This is a genomic window from Winogradskyella psychrotolerans (assembly GCF_018860545.1).
GTDB classification, from domain to species: domain Bacteria; phylum Bacteroidota; class Bacteroidia; order Flavobacteriales; family Flavobacteriaceae; genus Winogradskyella; species Winogradskyella psychrotolerans_A.
In genome coordinates, this window is sequence record NZ_JAHKPN010000012.1 from 1 (window position 1) to 19,264 (window position 19,264).

The window sequence follows — 19,264 nt, forward strand, 5'->3', positions numbered from 1 at the left end:
ACACCGAGTCTAACTTATACAAATGGGTTTCAATAGTGTTTCGAAGAGGGCTAATTTTAGTTTGATACGCATTTGTTTTTTCCTTTAGATGTAGCGCTTCATTATAGCTTAGCAATAAACGCGATCTGTAGTAGCGCATCCAACCATAGCGCATAGCTTCATCAGTTTCATTAGTTATTGGTTGTAATTTCTGCTTTATTTTTTCAACCTCTATCGCAGCTTTATCATAAAACCCTAAAGCTGTATAGATTCTAAATTTTCGCTGGTACAACCACGTATGCCTACTGGCGCGAATATAATCGTAGTCGTTGAGTAGTCGTTCTGCCTTTGCTGCGACCGACAGTGCTTTTTTATACCGTCGTAAACTGTAATATCTAGTGAGTAAATCATAAAGAATATTATAATTGGTGTTAATAACACCTGCACTCTTTTCGCTTGGGATATATTTTAAGGAGGCTTCAAAACCTTTAATTGATTCTAAGTAGTTCGCAAATTTATTATTAGCATAGCCAATGTAGGCTGTAATTCTGGCAAAAGTTATACTGTCTTGAGCACTTTTTAAGGCAATGGTCTTTGCATGTTCGCTTAAAGTAATAATCCCAGCATAATCTTTGGCTTTATAAAGTAGGGCTTGCTGTGCATATATACTATCGAGTTCTTGAGATTGAGAAACCTCTTGAGCATAAACGCCAGAACATAACAATAGCAAAATTGCTACAACAGACTTAAATATAATTTTGAAAACAAACAATTAATTCGTGTTTTTTAAGTTTAAGACCTCACACTTAAACCATTAAGAATAAGTAATAATACTATTTTTTTTGTTTTTATGCTATTACTTCTTGTGAAGTTAATCCTTCTATTTGGTCTTAAAGCTGATAATGTTGAGCAATTTCAATGGCAATAGCTTTTGTTTCTTTTCCAGTATTAGTTGTACGACCTCGATTTGGTGGTGTAATGTTATACATCACACCTTCTTTTAAAATCTGTAACTGAAACATATTACCAATAAAAACAGCTCTGTCTCCTAAACCTTCAACTTCTTGATATAATGTAGGATTGCGCTTTGGATTATATTGCCAAAATGGATCTTTCATGTTATTGATATTAGCTGTAACTAAGCCTTCCCAAAATTGATATTCTTTTTCTCCATAAAACAATTTAACTTTACAATGTAAAATACCACCAGAACCATCATCAATTGGTTCTATTTCTATTTTTTTACCGTCAGGATTATACTTTAAAATTAAATCTTCAGGAAAATCATTGCATAGTTTCTTCTTTATTGACGCTATATCTATAGCCTTTGTTTTCGACTGAGACGTTAATGCTGGCTCATCTCCTAAATTAGTATCATTTTTAGCTTCCTTATTCTGGCCACATGAAGTAACCATTAAAACCGTGATTAATAACAGTTGTATATTCTTTATAATTTTCATTGAAGTCTAATTTTATTTTATGAATCCTGAAGCCTTAGCCATAGCAATCGCTACGTTTTTGTAATCTCTATTTTTGGCGACTTCAGCTTGATTCAATTTATTTTTAATAGGATAAATACTTAGTATATACCCTTTAAATTTAATTTTGAGTTCTACTTTTTTCGAATTCCAAACAGCTGCCATTCCCATATCACTAACCCACTCCGAAGATTTAGAAATTGATTTATTTAGCGCCCAAGCCTCTTCCCATTCTTCACCATTGCCTGCAGCCTTTGCTACGTCATACGCCATTTCATCTTTTCTAATTTCGCGTTGAATATTCAGCGAGCCCTTTAACCACTGAAAATCATTTTCACCGTCTTTAATATAAAATAAGCACATAGGTTCCATATCTTTTTTATACCTATCAGAGGTTGTAGGATCTTCAATATGTACCTTGTCAGAAGAAACATCGTAGAGCTTGGCAATAGCACTCGCAGATATATGTTTACAAGCACTCATACCCTTAGCATAGTTAATGAGATTACCTTTAAAATTGGTATTCACAAAGCTTGTATCGTTCATTTCAGCAACGTTCGCCACTTTTTTATCTCCTAAACATGAGGACATCAATAGGGTGAATAGACTTAAATTTAATAACAGTTTCATTTTCATAAGTATCGTTTATTGAATGATTAATTTTTTAGTTATTGAATGCTGTTCTCCTTTAATTTTTATCAAGTAAATGCCTTTTGAAAGTGACGTCGTCGAAATAGAATGACTAAGGTTTTGAATTCCTGATTGCGCCAAGATAACTTTACCAGTCATATCAAAGATTTCATAACGAGTAATGATTTTATCAGAAGTAATAGTCACCTTATCTTTTGCTGGATTGGGATGAAGCTTTATCTCATTAGACTCATGTTTTATGGTGTCTAAAGATAATACCGATGTATCTTGAACATTAAGCACAAAATCACCTTCTTGATTTAAAGTAGATGATCTACCCGATACTGATGCCTCCAACCATACTTGTAAATAATAGGTTTGCCCTGCATTTAAGTTATTAATCTGTAATTCGTCTTGGGCACAATCCAGCGGACTTTGGGCCAAACAATCTTCATAAATGGCAACTTTTGCAGTTGCTACAGGAACACCTAGCGTCATCGTAACACTTCCACTTGCTGGTGCTATAAATTGAAACCATACATCCAATATAACAATACCTTCTTGTTGACAAGCAGGATTAAAATCACTAGACGTGCTATTTACTGTAGTACCTGGTGTATCTTGCCCTAATGTAATTGAAGTGGCGTCTACACAATCATCATTCTCTGGTGAACAACTGGTACTAAAAGTCGTTTGTGAATCTATAGCTGTCCAATTTAACTCACTGTAATCAGAATCATCAACTTGAATACAGGTTAAGTTTGGGTTTTGAGTCGCATCAAAAAAAACACCGCTTATACTTGTATTATTTCCATTTTGAAGGTTTAAACTTACCAAGTCATTTTCTGAACATAGCACCTGAATTAAAGCTAAGTTTTGTGATAAATCTAATTCTGATAAGTCATTTTGAAATATGACAAATTCTGATAAAGCTGGTAGAACAGAGGTATCTATTTCTGATAATGAATTACTATGTAGATATAATTTTGATAGGGAAGTATGGTTTGATAAATCAATACTTGTAATTTCATTATCACTTAGTATTAAGGTTTGTAAATTACTATTATTTGAAACATCTATGCTCGTTAAATTATTTTGAGTTAATACTAAACCTGTCAATGCTGTATTTTGACTCACATCGATAGTTGCTATCGTATTGTTTACAGCGAATAAATTCAATAAATCCGTAAAATATGCAATACCTGTAAGATCAGATATATTTTCATCGCTTACATCTAGGCTAGTAATACCTATAGCATCACTTTGAAGCATTTGGCCATTAACTACACCATCTGTATCGATATTTAAATCGATTAATGCTTGTTCAAAATTTGAATCTGGAATCGAAATAAAATTAGACACCGTAGCGGTTGTAAAATTTAAGACATTAGACCAACTACTATTATTATTTAAGTTACAAATGCTTCTTACATAAACATCATAAGTTGTGTTCGCATCAAGATCAGTAAGGTTTAAAGTGGTACCAACAATACTTCCTGAGGGAACTGTTTCATTATCTGGAAGTGATTCATCTAAAATTACTACATACTCATATCCATTTGTAGGTACTTCCACTGGTTCTGTCCAAGATATATTCGCAGTTGAATCTGTAACATTAACCAGTGTAAGATTTTCGGGTTTATTACAATCCGAAATTTCGCTAAAAACAAAGTTATCTAAATTTAGTACTGTAAAAGTTGCTGTCTGACCAAGCCTTACCGCAAAAAAAGAATCCGTTCCGGAAGGAATATTCAGTTCAATATTTTCATACTCATTTGTACTTAAAGTTATTGTTTGCAATACAGTAAATGTTAAAATGTCTGTAGGGTTAGTCATTGTACCAATTTCTAATTCTTTGTTCGGTGACCCTTTCACACCAAATTCAACTTTAACACCATCGGTAATTAATTCATTTATTGCTGGTGAAACTAACATATAATCACCAAAAATGTCTACGACATTCTTAAGAACATAGCAGCCCTCACCAGATTGTGCGTCAGGGTTATTTGGAAAATTAGAAATATAAGTACCTCCACTAGATGCGTCCCCAGAGTTAAAAGAATTCCAGCATGAAGGATAGTTTGGGTTAGCAGTAGATCCAGAAGTTAACCCCTCAAAGTTTTCACTAAAAGGAATAGACACAAAACATGGTGCCTGAAAACCAATCCCATTTGACCATTCGCTTTTTAAACTACCACAATTACCTCTAACAAACGCATAATAAATTTGCCCTGCAATTAAGTCGGTTACATTTACTGTTGTGACTTCTGCTGCAACTGAACCAAGTGGACTTGATGTAGATTCCGGAATTATATTTTCTGCAGTTAAAATATAATCATAACCATTAATAGCTGTAGTTTCCGTTTCCCAAGATAGTGTTGCCGATGTACTTGTAATACCAGAAACCGTTAAATTTTCTGGAACAATACAACTTGGCATAGCTGTAAAACTAAAATCATCTAAATTTAAACTAACCTGAGTTGAAATTACTCCATGTCTAACAGCGAAATAAGAGTCTGTTCCTTGAGGAATATTAATTTGCACATCTTCGTAGTTATTGTTTGAAGTTAAAATTTTTGTATCTAATAGATTAAATGTAGAAGCATCAGAAGGGTCAGCCATTGTACCGATTTGCAATTCTTCTCCCGTTAAGCCGCTCACACTAAAGTTAACCAGAATACCTGTAGTTGTTAATTCAGAAATTTCAGGCGAGATTAGCATATAATCTCCATCTGAATCAACACCACTATGCAGACGATAATATTTTGCACCTGACTGTGCTGAACTTAAATTAGCTCTCACATAAGTATATCCGCCCATACCTGAGTTTAAATAAAACCATCCTTCTGGTGCATTAGGACTAGATGTACCTCCTGCCTCCGAACTTTCAAAATCTTCAGTAAATGGAATATTAAATGTTTGCGCACTAACATTGATCATAAATAGCAATAAAGTGCATATTGGTAGTATTTTTTTAATCATAATCATTGGTTTTTAAATTGGGGTTAAAACATTTTTTTATAATCCTTTGGATTGATTGTCTTATCAATGTTATCGTTTATGGCAATAGTTTCACTTGTCATGTTACCATCTTTAGATTGAATAGTGTATTCCATAATATAGCCTTTAAGAATCGCTTCATTTTGAATAAACCAATTTGGCAGATTAATTTCTGGTGCCACCCAAAGTGTCATTTTAACCTCACTGTCGGACATCACATACTCATAACAGATTGCACCAAGTATCGTTTTAGTTTTTCCTGTCTTTTTAATTTTAGAATAGTCGTAATTCGCCATTTGGTCGGTAGGATTTTGCATTTGCTGTCCGCCCATCATATTTTGGGACATTTGCATTTTCATACCAGCAGTATCCACAAAAATGTGAGAATTTCCATCATCCATAACGATTACAGACTCTCCTTGCATTTCTTCATCCGAATAATCACTCATATCAACCATTAAGCCCATATAGTCTTCATTAGGATTTAACAAATAAGACATCTTATAGGTTTCGTTAGCATCATCAATATTGGTGACCTTAACTTTAGTTTCAAACGTAAATTGATACACCCCAGCAACTGCGGTTGAATTGGTGTTTTGTTGTTCCGAGCCACTCCATCTGTTTTCATTAGGCTCTTCTGTTTTAACCACTGAGGTTTGGTTAAAAAATTCTGGACTTTCAGCATCAATACCTCCTATTACGGTAGATTCAAAATAGGTTTCAGAATAGTCTTCAGAGTTAGCACTGTGCCTTAGTATTTTTTTTAAACTTACTTTTCCATCAAACGAAATTTGAATAGCGCCTTCCGTTAGCACATCGATAGTGACTTGTCCTTTAGAAACATTGTAACTTTGATAATTATCGGAAACTGCTTTTTTAAAATCGTCTCCAGAATCTTCGTAATGCAACAAGTCGGGATCGTACGATAATTTGAGCGTAGCTTCTTCAGGAATTTTAAAACTGCGCTTTACATCCTTAGTATCTGCTTCTGCATCATGTCTTAAATTCGCTTCGGTAGGGATGGTAAGCACAAAGCCATCATGTATATCGGCATCATGAGACCACCACGATCCTGTAATATGCCATTGTGAATTGGTTTGTGTTGCTTTTATTCTTCCCACTTCAGGAATCTGAACTGCACCAAAAGTATTGGCATGGGTAATAATGACATCGCCGTAATCCGTATTTGGACTTGCTATTTCTAATGATTTCTCAGGTTCGTCGGAAGATTTTGGGGTGTCCTTTTTCTTTTCAGACGTAACATCATCAATCGTTTTATCTATCGTTTTATCAATTTTTGCTTCCGCTTTTCGTTCTAATTTCTTTTCAACTTTATTTTTTAGCTTTTTTAATAATTGCGCTTCAACAGGCTGAACAGCAGAAAATAGCATTAATACTAAAACGTATTTTAAAAGTGTTTTCATTGTTTTTATGAATTGATTACACTTTTAGTTCCTCTAACATTACAAACATTAACAAACCATTTAAAAAAAATTATATTTGTTTTATTGTTAATGTTTTAGTCTTCGAGATAACTAAATGAAAAACACGCTTAGCGACAACGATTTACAACGACAACTTAGAGCCGATGATAAAAAAGCTCTAGAAAGCGTGTATCTGAGTTATAAGCAAGCGTTTTTAAATTATGCCAAGCGCTACGACATAGCGACTTCTGATGTCTTAGACATATACCAAGACGCCATTATTGCGATGCACCAAAATTTTGTAACGTCGCAATTAGAGCTGCAGAACAGTACCATTAAAACGTACCTCTTTGGCATAGGAAAAAATAAAATATTTAAAACATTAAAAGCACAGCAACGTGTTATCAGAGTAGACGTTGAAAACGACAACTATACAGAAATTAAGATAGAAGAAGAATTACCTACAGCAAACCAACACGCTTTAGCGAAACGACTTAGCGAACTATCTGAAACCTGTAAAACAGTACTTCAACTATTTTATTACAGAAATTTAACGATTGAAGAAATTGTGGATGCTACCCATTATAAAGATGCAAATACGGTGAGAAGTCATAAATCACGATGCTTAAAGCATTTAAAAACGTTGTTTAAAGTAAACTAATGAATAACGAAACACTCATACAAGACTATATTGCAAATCGGCTTTCTACTAACGAAAGAGCTGAAGTTGAGCATTTGTTAGAAACAGATTCAGATTTTAAAGCTGAATTTGAGTCTCATAAAGATATGGCTGTGGCTTTTAAAATCGCTGAAGCCAAACATCTAAAATCACACTTTCAGCAATTAGAAAACACCCTTCCTAAAGAAAAATCGAATTTTAAAACAGTTAAATATGCCGCTTTGGCTATTGCAAGTGTATTAGTTATTGGACTATGCTATAACATCTTCAACACAACATCTGGTAACGATTTATTTGAAGACCATTTTGAAATTTCACCAAATACGTATCAACCCGTAACCCGATCAAATAATTCTGATAAGGATAATACTGCTTTTATAGCATATGAAAACGGAAACTATGAATTGGCTGAAAATGAATTTGAAACACTATTAGAAATAAATAACAATCCTAATATCCGTTATTATTACGCAGCGTCTTTACTCAACCAATCGAAATACGAGTTGGCTTTAAAACAATTTAAAATCTTAAATCAACTCGATTTTGACTATACGGACGAATCGCTTTGGTACACCGCCTTAATCTATATTAGAACTGAAGATTATGATAATGCTAAAGCGCAATTAAAAAGACTGAACTCTAAGAATTCTGTATTTAAAACTAAAGAAAGAAAAGTGCTTTTAGAAAAATTGTAAAAGGCTGTTATAAATCCAAACCTTTTAAACTCTCTACCCTATTTCTTGCCAAGAAGTCATCAATCGTTTCAAAATGTTCAACAACGCGTTTTTCTTTAAACTCAAACACCTTATTTGAGAGTCCTTGTAAGAAATCCCTATCGTGAGACACAAGAATTAAAGTCCCATCAAAATTCTGTAAAGCTTCTTTTAAAACATCCTTCGATTTTAAATCTAAGTGATTGGTAGGCTCATCGAGAATTAATAAGTTCACAGGTTCTAATAAGAGTTTCACCATCGCCAATCTGGTTTTTTCACCACCAGACAACACACTGACTTTTTTCTCAACATCATCTCCTCTAAACATAAAACCACCCAAAATACTTTTAATCTGCGTGCGTACATCACCTTGTGCCACATCATCAACGGTTTGAAAAATGGTTAAGCTCTCATCTAACAAAGCCGCTTGGTTTTGGGCAAAATACCCAACCTTTACATTATGACCTAAAGCGCAAGTCCCTTCCACATCTATTTCTCCCAAAATAGCTTTAATCATCGTGGACTTCCCTTCTCCATTTCGACCTACAAAACAGACCTTCTCACCTCTTGCAATAGACATGTTAGCATCTTTAAATACCATATGGTCATCATAAGATTTAGAAACATCCTTTACCGTCACCGGATAATCACCAGAACGCTGTGTTGCTGGAAAACGTAATTTTAAAGCTGACGTATCAATCTCATCAATTTCAATAAGCTCTAACTTTTCGAGCATGCGCTCACGAGACGTTACTTGGTTGGTTTTAGAATACGTCCCTTTAAAACGCTCAATAAATTGCATATTGTCTGCAATAAATTTCTGTTGTTCTTGGTAGGCTTTTACTTGATGTACACGCCGGTCTTCACGCAATTGAAGATAATGGGTATAATTAGCTTTATAATCGTAAATACGACCCATCGTCACTTCAATCGTTCTATTGGTAATATTATCTACAAACGCTCTATCATGAGAAATAACGACAACAGCATTGGCTTTATTCAGTAAAAAATCTTCTAACCAAATGACGGACTCAATATCAATATGGTTGGTAGGCTCATCTAATAAAATCAAATCAGGCTTTTGCAATAAAATCTTAGCCAATTCTATTCGCATACGGTAACCTCCAGAAAACTCATTAGTTTGTCTCGTAAAATCGGCTTGTTTAAAACCTAAACCTTTCAATGCTTTTTCAACTTCAGCATCATAGTTAACATCTTCCAAAGCGTAATATTTCTCACCTAAATCAGAAACACGCTCAATGATTTTCATGTACTCGTCAGATTCGTAATCGGTTCGCGTTTCCAATTGCTTGTTGAGGTCTTCCATTTCGTCACGCATTTCGTAAACATGTTTAAAAGCTTTAGAAGCTTCATCAAAAACCGTCGTATTATCTTCCGTTAACAAATGTTGAGGCAAATAAGCGATAACAGCATCTTTTGGACATCTTACATTACCACGAGTCGCACTTTGTACACCTGCGATAATTTTCATCATGGTCGATTTTCCCGCACCATTTTTGCCCATTAAGGCAATTTTGTCATTCGGATTAATCGTGAATGACACATCACTAAACAAGGTGTGACCACTAAATTCTACCGCCAAATTATCTACTGAAATCATAATCTAAATTTTGAAGCTGCAAAACTACTAAATGGAATGTCATTATTTATACATATAACGAAAATTGTATAAGGTCCTATTTCAGTTAATTCTAATCCTATTTCCGTTAACCGCTCTAAGACCTAAATATTAATTTTAAAGAAATAGTATTAATTTAAATTTGAATCATTATGATTATCACAAAAGTATTAGGATTAACAAGCGCTATAACTTCAAGCAAAAAAGCCAAAATAGCTATTTTAGGTTTGGAAATGGCTGTATTGGGTTATGCACTTTACCAACAACATAAGGAAAAGAAAAATAAGCGCCTTAAATCATAGTGGTATGAGATTTTGAAGTAATTTTGTATCCGTATATAAAAGATAATGAGTATTATTTCAAAAGATATATCAAAAGCTGTTGCGCTTTTAACGGCTGAAGACATTGTTGCGATACCAACAGAAACAGTCTATGGTTTAGCAGGAAACATTTATAGCGAGAAAGCGATAAGAGCTATTTTTGAAACCAAAAAGCGTCCATTTTTTAACCCGCTCATTGTTCACATCCCTTCAATAGACGAGCTTTCTAATATAGTTGAACACATTCCAGCAAAAGCGCAATTATTAGCCGAAGCCTTTTGGCCAGGACCAATCACTTTAGTCTTAAAGAAGAAAAGCATAATTCCTGATCTAATTACAGGAAGAAAAGATACCGTTGCCGTACGTGTTCCCAATCACCCCACAACCTTAGAATTATTAAATCGCTTAGATTTTCCATTAGCAGCACCAAGTGCCAATCCTTTTAGTAGTATTAGCCCAACTTCTGCGCAACATGTAGAAACGTATTTTAAAGATGCTATTAAAATGGTTTTAGATGGTGGAGCGTGTACAAGTGGTATTGAATCTACTATTATTGGTTTCGAAAATGACGAACCTATTATATATAGACTCGGTTCAAAATCACTAGAAGATATTGAAGCCATAGTTGGAACGATTGAAATTAAAAATTCGGTTAAAAGTCAAACGGAATCTATTCCGGATGCACCAGGCATGTTAGAACGTCACTACGCACCAAAAACAAAAACCGTCTTAACAGATAATATTTTAGAAGCAGTAAATCTTCATAAAAACAAACGTATTGGACTATTAACGTTTCAGTCTGAAATTGACCATCCTAATATTGAGGTTCAAATAGCACTATCAACAACTGGTGATTTAGTTGAATCGGCTTCAAATTTATATGATGTGCTTCATCAGTTAGATAAGATGCATCTTGATATTATTATTGCTGAAGAATTCCCAGATTACAGCTTAGGAAAATCTATAAACGACCGCCTCACTAGAGCCACAAAACACTAAACTAAAAAGCCATTTTTTAAACATGCTGATTTTCAGCAGAAAAATATTTCCATCAAGGTTTGGTAAATCAATAGTTTATCGTAAATTTGCAAACTCTTTTTTGAAGAGGAATGTTTAATCTATTGTGTCATTTAAGGCACAATTATAAATCAAATTAGTGTGGATACATTAAGCTACAAAACAGTTTCAGCAAACAAAGCTACCGTTAATAAGGAGTGGGTTTTAGTTGACGCTGAAGGACAAACTTTAGGTCGCTTAGCTTCAAGAGTAGCAATACTTTTAAGAGGTAAGCACAAACCTAATTTCACGCCACACGTTGATTGCGGTGATAACGTTGTTGTTATCAATGCAGAGAAAATCAACTTAACTGGAAACAAATGGACGGAAAAAAGTTACATCCGTCACACAGGTTATCCAGGTGGACAAAAAAGTCTGACGGCTACTGAATTGTTTGAGAAAGACCCAAGCAGATTAGTAGAAAAGTCAGTGAAAGGAATGTTGCCTAAAAACAAATTAGGAGCAACCCTTTTTAGAAATTTAACTGTTGTTACTGGTACAGAGCACGCTCATGCAGCGCAAAAACCAAAGACAATGAAATTAAACGAAATTAACTAATGGAAGTAATTCACAAAATTGGCCGTAGAAAGACGGCTGTTGCTCGTGTGTACGTTGCCGAAGGTAATGGCAAAATCACAGTGAACAAAAAAGACATGGCGGATTATTTTAGTACTGCAACATTGCAATACAAAGTAAACCAACCTTTAGCCTTGACTAACAATGATGGCAACTTTGATATTACTGTTAACGTATATGGAGGTGGTATCACCGGCCAGGCAGAAGCAATACGTTTAGGATTAAGTCGTGCAATGTGCGAACTAGATCCTGAAAACAGACTAGTATTAAAGCCAGAAGGTCTATTAACGAGAGACCCAAGAATGGTAGAGCGTAAGAAATTCGGACAGAAGAAAGCGCGTAAGAAATTCCAATTCTCGAAACGTTAATATCCAACAATTATTTTTTATTCAGAATCTGCTTCGGCAGATTCTGGATTATTATTTTTTATTGAAAAAAGGTCCTGAAACGAGTTCAGGATTACAGTTTAGCATCTAAATGAAGCCAACGGCAAAAGCCAACTGGAACATTGCTAATTTAACAGAACGTAAACTATTACAAAATGGAAAAAGTAGAAGTAAAAGAATTACTTGAAGCAGGTGTACACTTCGGTCACCTAACACGTAAGTGGAACCCAAACATGGCTCCATACATCTATATGGAACGTAACGGTATCCATATTATCAACCTTTACAAAACAGCAGCAAAAATTGAAGAAACTTCTGAAGCTTTAGCTAAAATAGCAGCGTCAGGAAAGAAAATCTTATTCGTTGCTACAAAAAAACAAGCTAAAGACATCGTTGCTGAAAAAGCAGGAGCAGTAAACCAACCATACATTACTGAGCGTTGGCCTGGTGGAATGTTAACTAACTTTGTAACTATCAGAAAAGCCGTGAAGAAAATGGCTTCTATTGATAGAATGAAAAAAGATGGTACATTCAACTCTTTATCTAAAAAAGAGCGTTTACAAGTAGACCGTTTACGTGCAAAATTAGAAAAGAACTTAGGTTCTATTTCTGATATGACACGTTTACCAGGTGCTATATTTGTTGTAGATATTATGCGTGAGCATATCGCCATCAAAGAAGCTCAAAAATTGAACATTCCAATTTTTGCAATGGTAGATACGAACTCTGATCCACGTGAAGTTGATTATTTAATCCCTTCAAACGATGATGCTTCTAAATCTATTGACAAAATCTTATCTATCGTAACTTCTGCAATAGCAGACGGTTTAAACGAAAGAAAAGCTGAACGTTCAGAAAAAGAAGCTAAAGCTCAAAAAGGAGAAGCTAAAGCTAAGCCTGCTAAGAAAGCAGAAAAAGCAACCGTATCTGAAGAAGAAGAATAAATAACATTTAGAAAATATTCAAAAGTCGTTTAGTTCTTTTCTTTGTAGAAAATTAATTATTCGACTTTTTTAAATTAAAAAAATATGGAAAATACTGTAAAAATTACAGCAGCAGAAGTAAACAAGCTAAGACAAGCAACTGGTGCTGGGATGATGGATTGTAAAAAAGCTTTAGTTGAAGCTGGTGGTGATTTTGATAAAGCCATTGAAGTTTTACGTAAAAAAGGTCAAAAAGTAGCAGAAAAAAGAGCAGACAGAGATTCTTCTGAAGGTGCTGCTATCGCAAAGATTAATGCTGATAATACATTTGGTGTTGCTATCGTATTAGGTTGTGAAACTGATTTTGTTGGTAAAAACGAAAACTTTGTAGCTTTAGCTAATGATTTAGCTGACATTGCATTAAACCATGATACAAAAGAAGCATTTTTAGCTGCTGATTTTGGTGGTATGACGGTTGCAGAAAAATTAGTTGAGCAGACTGGAGTTATTGGTGAGAAATTAGACATCACTGCTTTCGAAAAGTTAGAAGCTCCTTATGTTGGACAATATGTACACATTAATAAAATTGCAGCTTTAGTAGGTTTATCTGCTAAAGTTGATAACGTTGAAACTTTAGTTAAAGACGTAGCAATGCAAGTAGCTTCTATGGGAGCAACATCATTATCTTACAAAGATTTTGATCCTGCATTTGTTGCTTCAGAAACTGAAGCGCGTATCGCTGTAATTGAAAAAGATAATATTGAATTAGGACGTTTAGGTAAAACGTTAAAGAATGTTCCTAGTTATATCTCTATGGCACAATTAACTCCTGAAGTTATTGCTGAAGCTGAAGAAGCTGCAAAAGCAGAATTAAAAACTGAAGGTAAGCCAGAACAAATCTGGGATAGAATTTTACCAGGTAAAATGGAGCGTTTTATATCTGATAACACAACTTTAGATCAAGAACAATGTTTATTAGATCAGAAGTTTATTAAAGATGAAAAACAAACTGTTGCTGCTTACGTTGCAACTTATGGTGACGTTGCAGTTACTGGTTTCAAACGTGCAACTGTTGGATAATATATAGGATCCAATATATAAAGTGTTAAAAATGCTTCTCAATACTGAGAAGCATTTTTTTTGCATTTTTTTCACTTTTACAGAAGCTAATAATTACGTAGCTTTGCTCAACTTTTAAATCATATAATGAAATATAAAAGAATACTACTAAAATTATCTGGTGAAGCCTTAATGGGCAACCGTCAGTACGGTATCGATCCGGAACGCTTATCAGAGTACGCCAAAGACATTAAAGAAATAACCGAATTAGGCGTTGAGGTTGCAATCGTAATTGGAGGAGGAAACATTTTTAGAGGTGTTGCCGGAGCTATGAACGGTATGGACCGCGTTCAAGGAGATCATATGGGCATGTTAGCAACAGTTATCAATGGTTTAGCATTACAAAATGCACTTGAAGATACTGGGATTAAAACACGTTTACAAACCGCTATTAAAATAAATGAAGTTGCAGAACCGTTTATTAGACGAAAAGCAATGAGCCATTTAAATAAAGGTCGTGTTGTTATTTTTGGTGGAGGGACAGGAAATCCATATTTTACAACAGATTCTGCAGCCGTATTACGCGCTATAGAAATAGAAGCAGATGTCATCTTAAAAGGAACTCGTGTCGATGGTATTTATTCTGCTGATCCAGAAAAAGACAGTACTGCTGTTAAGTTTGATCAGATTTCTTTTAAAGATGTTCTACTTAAAGGGTTGAAGGTTATGGATACAACTGCCTTTACTCTGAGTCAAGAAAATGAATTGCCTATTATTGTTTTTGATATGAATAAAAAAGGAAACTTACTAAAAGTAGTTTCTGGGGAAAATATAGGAACTGAAGTCAATGTTTAATTTTTTGGCTCAAACTTTGATAACTCTCAATTAAAACGTTAACACAATGGACGAAGACATTAAATTTATAATCGATACTACAAAAGAAGCCATGGATGCTGCATTAAAGCATTTAGCTAAACAATTTACAAACATTAGAGCAGGTAAAGCTAGTCCTGCAATGTTGGGTAGTGTAATGGTCGATTATTATGGTTCACAAACCCCTTTGAGTCAAGTAGCAAATGTAAATACACCAGACGGTAGAACGATAACAGTTCAGCCGTGGGAAAAAAACATGCTTCAAGAAATTGAACGTGGAATTATGATTGCTAATCTTGGATTTAATCCAATGAATAATGGAGATACTATTATTATAAATGTACCACCATTAACAGAAGAGCGACGTCGTAATTTAGCAAAACAAGCTAAAGCGGAAGCTGAGGATGCTAAAATCGGAATTAGAAATGCTCGTAAGGATGCTAATCACGAGATTAAAGATTCAGATGTATCTGAAGATTTACAAAAAAATGCTGAGCTCGATATTCAAAAATTAACTGATACCTACGTTAAGAAAATCGATGAGACTCTAGACATTAAAGAAAAAGAGATAATGACCGTGTAATTCCAACACGATCAAGTTATAACATCCCAACACGTTGGGATGTTTTTTTTAATATTACAATTTAAACATCTTCAATGCGAAAGCACCTGTTTGCCGTTTTACTTCTAACGCTTGCATCTTATAGCTATGCACAGCAAGAACTTGTAAGTAAAAAGGATTCTACTAAAACAGCGCAAGATTCTATAAAAAAGACAGAATTCTTAAAACATATTGGTAACGGCTTTCTACCATTTAATTATTTTAATATCGATTTAAAATACCTTTTTAAATTCAACCAATACGAAGGTGTACGAAGTGGATTAGGAGGCATTACAAATAATCGATTTTCTGAACGTTACCGCATTGATGGTTATTTAGTCTATGGTTTTAAAGATAAAGCACTTAAATATAAAATTGGTGGAGGCATTAGAATTAATGAAGCTTCGGACACCTGGATCAATCTTGCTTACATTGATGATTTACAAGAAACAGGAAGTTCAAAATTTTTAACCGATAAGCGTTTCTTTACCTTTTTTGAACCACGTTTACTCAATATTGACTTGTTTCATAGGCACATTACCAAATCAATTTCATTACAGCATAAATTCTCGAATCACTTACTTTCAGAAACGCAATTAGCGACTTCAAAAATAGATCCGACTTACTATTACAATTTTTTAATTCATGATAAAACCTACTCTAGTTATGATTTAAGTACCACTAAAGTGAGTTTACAATGGAGTCCATTTAGTGAGTTCACCAACATAAATGATAAATTAGAAGAAACTAAAAATGGGTTTCCAAAATTCACGTTCCAGTACACACAAGCTTTTAAATCTATTTTAGGTAGTAATTTTAGCTTTTCAAAACTGGATTTTAGAACCATTCAACAGTTTCAACATAAAAATGAGGCCATTACCAAACTTACATTGGTTGCAGGAATTGCAGGAGGGGATATTCCAATTACACATTTATATCACGCCTATCCTAATAATATTACCAAGGAGACCATATTGCAACGTTTTTCTGTAGCAGGTTTAAATAGTTTCGAAACTATGTATTTTAATGAATTTTTTAGTGACAGATTTTCTACATTACAATTAAAACACACATTAAAACCATTTCAAATTTCAGATCGCTTTAAACCACAGTTGGTGTTAATATCGCGTTATGCCCTTGGAGACATGAATCATACTAGTAGACACCAAGGCATTCAGTTTGGCACACTTAACAAACTATACTCAGAATCTGGTTTTGAAATTAATAGATTACTCTTTGGGTTTGGACTGAGCTTTGCCTACCGATATGGTGGTTATCACTTACCGCAATTAGAGGATAACATAGCCTTTAAGTTTACCTTTAATATTTCGCTCTAATGCAAATTATATTACTGTTAATTAACCTACAAATCCTTAGGTTTTTTCTACCTTTACCGCTTATTTTTGTCAGCCATCGATATCATTACTATTAATGCGATTATTTCAAAAATTAAAACCGTTTCAATTAATACCTTATGATTTCACTCTGAGGAAGTTACTAAAACATGTTTAAACTTTTTACTACAGGATTTTGGGATTCTATTGCAAGGCTTATTCTTCGTAATAAAATCTTTATGCTCATTGCCATAATTTTGGCGACTATATTTTTCAGCTCGCAATGGAAACACATGCGGTTTTCTTCAACAGAAGCTAATCTCTTACCAGATGACCACGAGGTAAATCTCGTCTATAACGAATTTTTAGAAATCTTTGGGGAAGAGGGTAATCTTGTTGTTTTAGGTGTAAAAGATTCTACATTATTCTCTGTAAAACAACTTAACGCGTGGAATGCCCTAGCCGATTCTTTTAAAGGTTGTGACGAAGTTGAAGCTGTTTTATCTATAAAAGACCTTCAAAAATTAGTTAAAAACACGGAAAAAGTTCAGTTTGATTTAGAGCCTTTTATTAAAGATTCTATATCTAGTGTTGAAGAAGTCAATACACTACAGAAACAACTTTTTGAGCAGTATCCGTTTTACGATAATTTCTTGTTTAATTCGGAGACTAAAACCATTAGAACAGCACTCTACTTAAAGAAAGATATAATCAATACACCTGCAAGGAAAGCTTTTATTATAAATAACCTTCAAGAAAAAATTGATGCGTTTGAAGCTCAAACAGGTTTAGACGTTAGAGTTTCAGGAATGCCATACATCAGAACCTTAAATTCGCAAAGTATTATAGATGAGATTCCTATTTTTATCGGAGGAGCACTGTTTGTCACTTCCTTAATTTTCTTCTTATTCTTTAGGTCATTTACGGCGACTTTCATTTCACTTGTAGTGGTATGTATTGGTGTGATGTGGACGTTTGGTATATTAGGATTACTAGGTTATGAAATCACAGTACTTACTGCTTTAATTCCACCCTTAATTATTGTCATAGGTATCCCGAATTGTATTTTCTTAATCAATAAATTCCAGCAAGAAGTAAAATCTCATGGTAATAAAGTAAGATCATTACAACGTGTCATTACGAAAGTTGGTAATGCTACGTTGATGACTAATGTGACAACGGCTTCTGGCTTTGCTACTTTCATCTTTACAGAAAGCACATTACTTAAAGAGTTTGGTATTGTCGCATCCTTAAGTATTTTAGCCATTTTTATATTGTGTTTACTCATTATTCCAATAATGTATACGTTCTTACCTTACCCAAAAGAACGCCATTTAGAACATTTAAATAAACGCTGGATTGGTGCTTTTGTAGATTGGATGGTGAACATGGTAAAAAACAAAAAAATTACCATTTACATTACAACGCTGATTTTAATAATTGCTAGTATTATAGGAATTTATCAGATTAAAATCTCTGGTAGTCTTATAGAAGATATGCCTCAAAACACTGAGTTTTTTAAAGATATTCGGTTTTTTGAATCTGAATTTAATGGTATTATGCCATTAGAAATTATGATAGACACGAAGCGTAAGAAGGGAGTTATGAAATTATCAACCTTAAAACGCATGGATGAACTTGAAGAACTCATTGAAGACATCCCAGAATTATCGCGCCCAATTTCAGTGGTTAGTTTAGTAAAATATAGCAAACAGGCGTACTACAACGGCAACCCTAAATATTATCAATTACCAACAAGTCAAGAAAACAGCTTCATTTTATCGTATGCTAAAAATTCGACAACCGGTGGTGATATGCTTAATGATTTTGTAGATAGTACTGGCCAATATGCTAGAATTACGACGTTCATGAAGGATATTGGTACGGATAAAATGGAACGTATCCAAGAAGATCTGCAAGATGAAGTAGACAAATTATTTCCTAAAGAACGTTATAACGTCATCATTACAGGCAAAGCTTTAGTCTTTCAAAAAGGCACCAAATATTTGGTTAAAAATTTAGCGATTTCATTGACACTTGCTATAATTCTCATTGCTTTATTTATGGCCTATTTGTTCCGTTCGTTTAGAATGATCATTGTTTCGCTTATACCAAACCTATTACCACTTGTAGTAACGGCAGGTATTATGGGTTATGTTGGAGTTCCAATAAAACCTTCAACGATATTAGTCTTTAGTATCGCTTTTGGTATTTCTGTAGATGACACCATTCACTTTTTAGCAAAATACAGACAAGAGTTACAAGCCAACAATTGGAAAATTAGAAAATCAGTTTACGCAGCATTAAGAGAAACCGGAGTTAGTATGATTTATACATCGATTGTATTATTCTTTGGATTTTCGGTGTTTACAATATCTAGCTTTGGTGGTACCGTAGCTTTAGGAGCTTTAGTATCTATAACATTACTTTTTGCTATGCTTTCTAACCTACTGTTATTACCTTCGCTATTATTATCTTTAGAGCGCAATATTGCCAATAAAGAAGTCTTAAGAAAACCTTCTATAAATATTATTGCTTCTGAAGATGCTGATGAAGAAAAAAAAGACCATAAAGATTAACAACATATTTTAGCA

The 19,264-nt window shown here is 34.0% G+C and carries 18 protein-coding genes; 12 read left to right on the forward strand and 6 right to left on the reverse strand.

The features are described 5' to 3' along the window. The 5 genes from KO515_RS06460 to KO515_RS06480 form a co-directional block, all read right to left on the reverse strand. On the reverse strand, nucleotides 1-751 hold a 751-nt coding region (locus KO515_RS06460; protein WP_215935567.1), incomplete at its 3' end, for a hypothetical protein. Nucleotides 752-869: 118 nt separating this feature from the next. Then, the gene (locus KO515_RS06465) at nucleotides 870-1,439 is read right to left on the reverse strand and encodes a hypothetical protein (RefSeq protein ID WP_215935568.1); all 570 of its coding nucleotides are present in this window, start codon (nucleotides 1,437-1,439) and stop codon (nucleotides 870-872) included. 12 nt (nucleotides 1,440-1,451) lie between these two features. Continuing rightward, nucleotides 1,452-2,087: a hypothetical protein gene (locus tag KO515_RS06470; protein WP_215935569.1), complete on the reverse strand. Its 636-nt coding sequence runs from the start codon at nucleotides 2,085-2,087 to the stop codon at nucleotides 1,452-1,454. A 15-nt stretch (nucleotides 2,088-2,102) separates the two neighbouring features. Next, the gene (locus KO515_RS06475) at nucleotides 2,103-5,069 is read right to left on the reverse strand and encodes a fibronectin type III domain-containing protein (protein WP_215935570.1); all 2,967 of its coding nucleotides are present in this window, start codon (nucleotides 5,067-5,069) and stop codon (nucleotides 2,103-2,105) included. A 23-nt stretch (nucleotides 5,070-5,092) separates the two neighbouring features. Beyond that, nucleotides 5,093-6,511 (reverse strand): DUF4412 domain-containing protein, encoded by a 1,419-nt coding sequence (locus KO515_RS06480; protein WP_215935571.1) that lies wholly within the window; start codon nucleotides 6,509-6,511, stop codon nucleotides 5,093-5,095. Nucleotides 6,512-6,626: 115 nt separating this feature from the next. Here KO515_RS06480 and KO515_RS06485 point away from each other — a divergent pair, with 115 nt between their 5' ends. Together KO515_RS06485 and KO515_RS06490 are read left to right on the forward strand one after the other, a co-directional pair. Beyond that, entirely contained in the window at nucleotides 6,627-7,172 is a 546-nt protein-coding gene (locus KO515_RS06485; RefSeq protein WP_215935572.1) for an RNA polymerase sigma factor, read from the forward strand. Further along, nucleotides 7,172-7,885, forward strand: a complete 714-nt coding sequence (locus KO515_RS06490; RefSeq protein ID WP_215935573.1) for a hypothetical protein — start codon at nucleotides 7,172-7,174, stop codon at nucleotides 7,883-7,885. The genes KO515_RS06485 and KO515_RS06490 overlap by 1 nt, the downstream gene beginning before the upstream one ends. A 7-nt stretch (nucleotides 7,886-7,892) precedes the next feature. Here KO515_RS06490 and KO515_RS06495 read toward each other — a convergent pair whose 3' ends face one another. After that, nucleotides 7,893-9,524, reverse strand: coding sequence for an ABC-F family ATP-binding cassette domain-containing protein (locus KO515_RS06495; protein ID WP_215935574.1), 1,632 nt, complete (start codon nucleotides 9,522-9,524; stop codon nucleotides 7,893-7,895). A 170-nt stretch (nucleotides 9,525-9,694) separates the two neighbouring features. Between KO515_RS06495 and KO515_RS06500 the strand changes: the two genes are divergently transcribed. The 10 genes from KO515_RS06500 (at nucleotide 9,695) to KO515_RS06545 (ending at nucleotide 19,249) form a co-directional block, all read left to right on the forward strand. Continuing rightward, entirely contained in the window at nucleotides 9,695-9,844 is a 150-nt protein-coding gene (locus tag KO515_RS06500) for a hypothetical protein (protein WP_215935575.1), read from the forward strand. Between the two features lie 45 nt (nucleotides 9,845-9,889). Next, nucleotides 9,890-10,861, forward strand: coding sequence for an L-threonylcarbamoyladenylate synthase (locus KO515_RS06505; protein ID WP_215935576.1), 972 nt, complete (start codon nucleotides 9,890-9,892; stop codon nucleotides 10,859-10,861). A gap of 159 nt (nucleotides 10,862-11,020) precedes the next feature. Beyond that, nucleotides 11,021-11,476 (forward strand): 50S ribosomal protein L13, encoded by a 456-nt coding sequence (rplM, locus tag KO515_RS06510; RefSeq protein ID WP_215935577.1) that lies wholly within the window; start codon nucleotides 11,021-11,023, stop codon nucleotides 11,474-11,476. Next, nucleotides 11,476-11,862 carry a 30S ribosomal protein S9 gene (gene rpsI / locus KO515_RS06515; protein WP_215935578.1) on the forward strand — a complete coding sequence of 129 codons (387 nt, stop codon included), beginning with the start codon at nucleotides 11,476-11,478 and terminating at the stop codon, nucleotides 11,860-11,862. Before rplM ends, rpsI begins: the two co-directional genes overlap by 1 nt. Before the next feature lie 173 nt (nucleotides 11,863-12,035). After that, complete coding sequence (gene rpsB / locus KO515_RS06520; protein WP_215935579.1) at nucleotides 12,036-12,824, forward strand: 30S ribosomal protein S2; 789 nt, start codon at nucleotides 12,036-12,038, stop codon at nucleotides 12,822-12,824. A gap of 84 nt (nucleotides 12,825-12,908) precedes the next feature. After that, nucleotides 12,909-13,883, forward strand: coding sequence for a translation elongation factor Ts (gene tsf / locus KO515_RS06525; RefSeq protein WP_215935580.1), 975 nt, complete (start codon nucleotides 12,909-12,911; stop codon nucleotides 13,881-13,883). Between the two features lie 126 nt (nucleotides 13,884-14,009). Beyond that, nucleotides 14,010-14,717 carry a UMP kinase gene (gene pyrH / locus KO515_RS06530; RefSeq protein WP_215935581.1) on the forward strand — a complete coding sequence of 236 codons (708 nt, stop codon included), beginning with the start codon at nucleotides 14,010-14,012 and terminating at the stop codon, nucleotides 14,715-14,717. 46 nt (nucleotides 14,718-14,763) lie between these two features. Next, nucleotides 14,764-15,318, forward strand: a complete 555-nt coding sequence (gene frr, locus KO515_RS06535) for a ribosome recycling factor (protein WP_215935582.1) — start codon at nucleotides 14,764-14,766, stop codon at nucleotides 15,316-15,318. A gap of 74 nt (nucleotides 15,319-15,392) precedes the next feature. After that, complete coding sequence (locus tag KO515_RS06540) at nucleotides 15,393-16,673, forward strand: DUF5686 family protein (protein ID WP_215935583.1); 1,281 nt, start codon at nucleotides 15,393-15,395, stop codon at nucleotides 16,671-16,673. Between the two features lie 167 nt (nucleotides 16,674-16,840). Continuing rightward, entirely contained in the window at nucleotides 16,841-19,249 is a 2,409-nt protein-coding gene (locus KO515_RS06545) for an efflux RND transporter permease subunit (protein WP_215935584.1), read from the forward strand. Nucleotides 19,250-19,264: the final 15 nt, after the last annotated feature.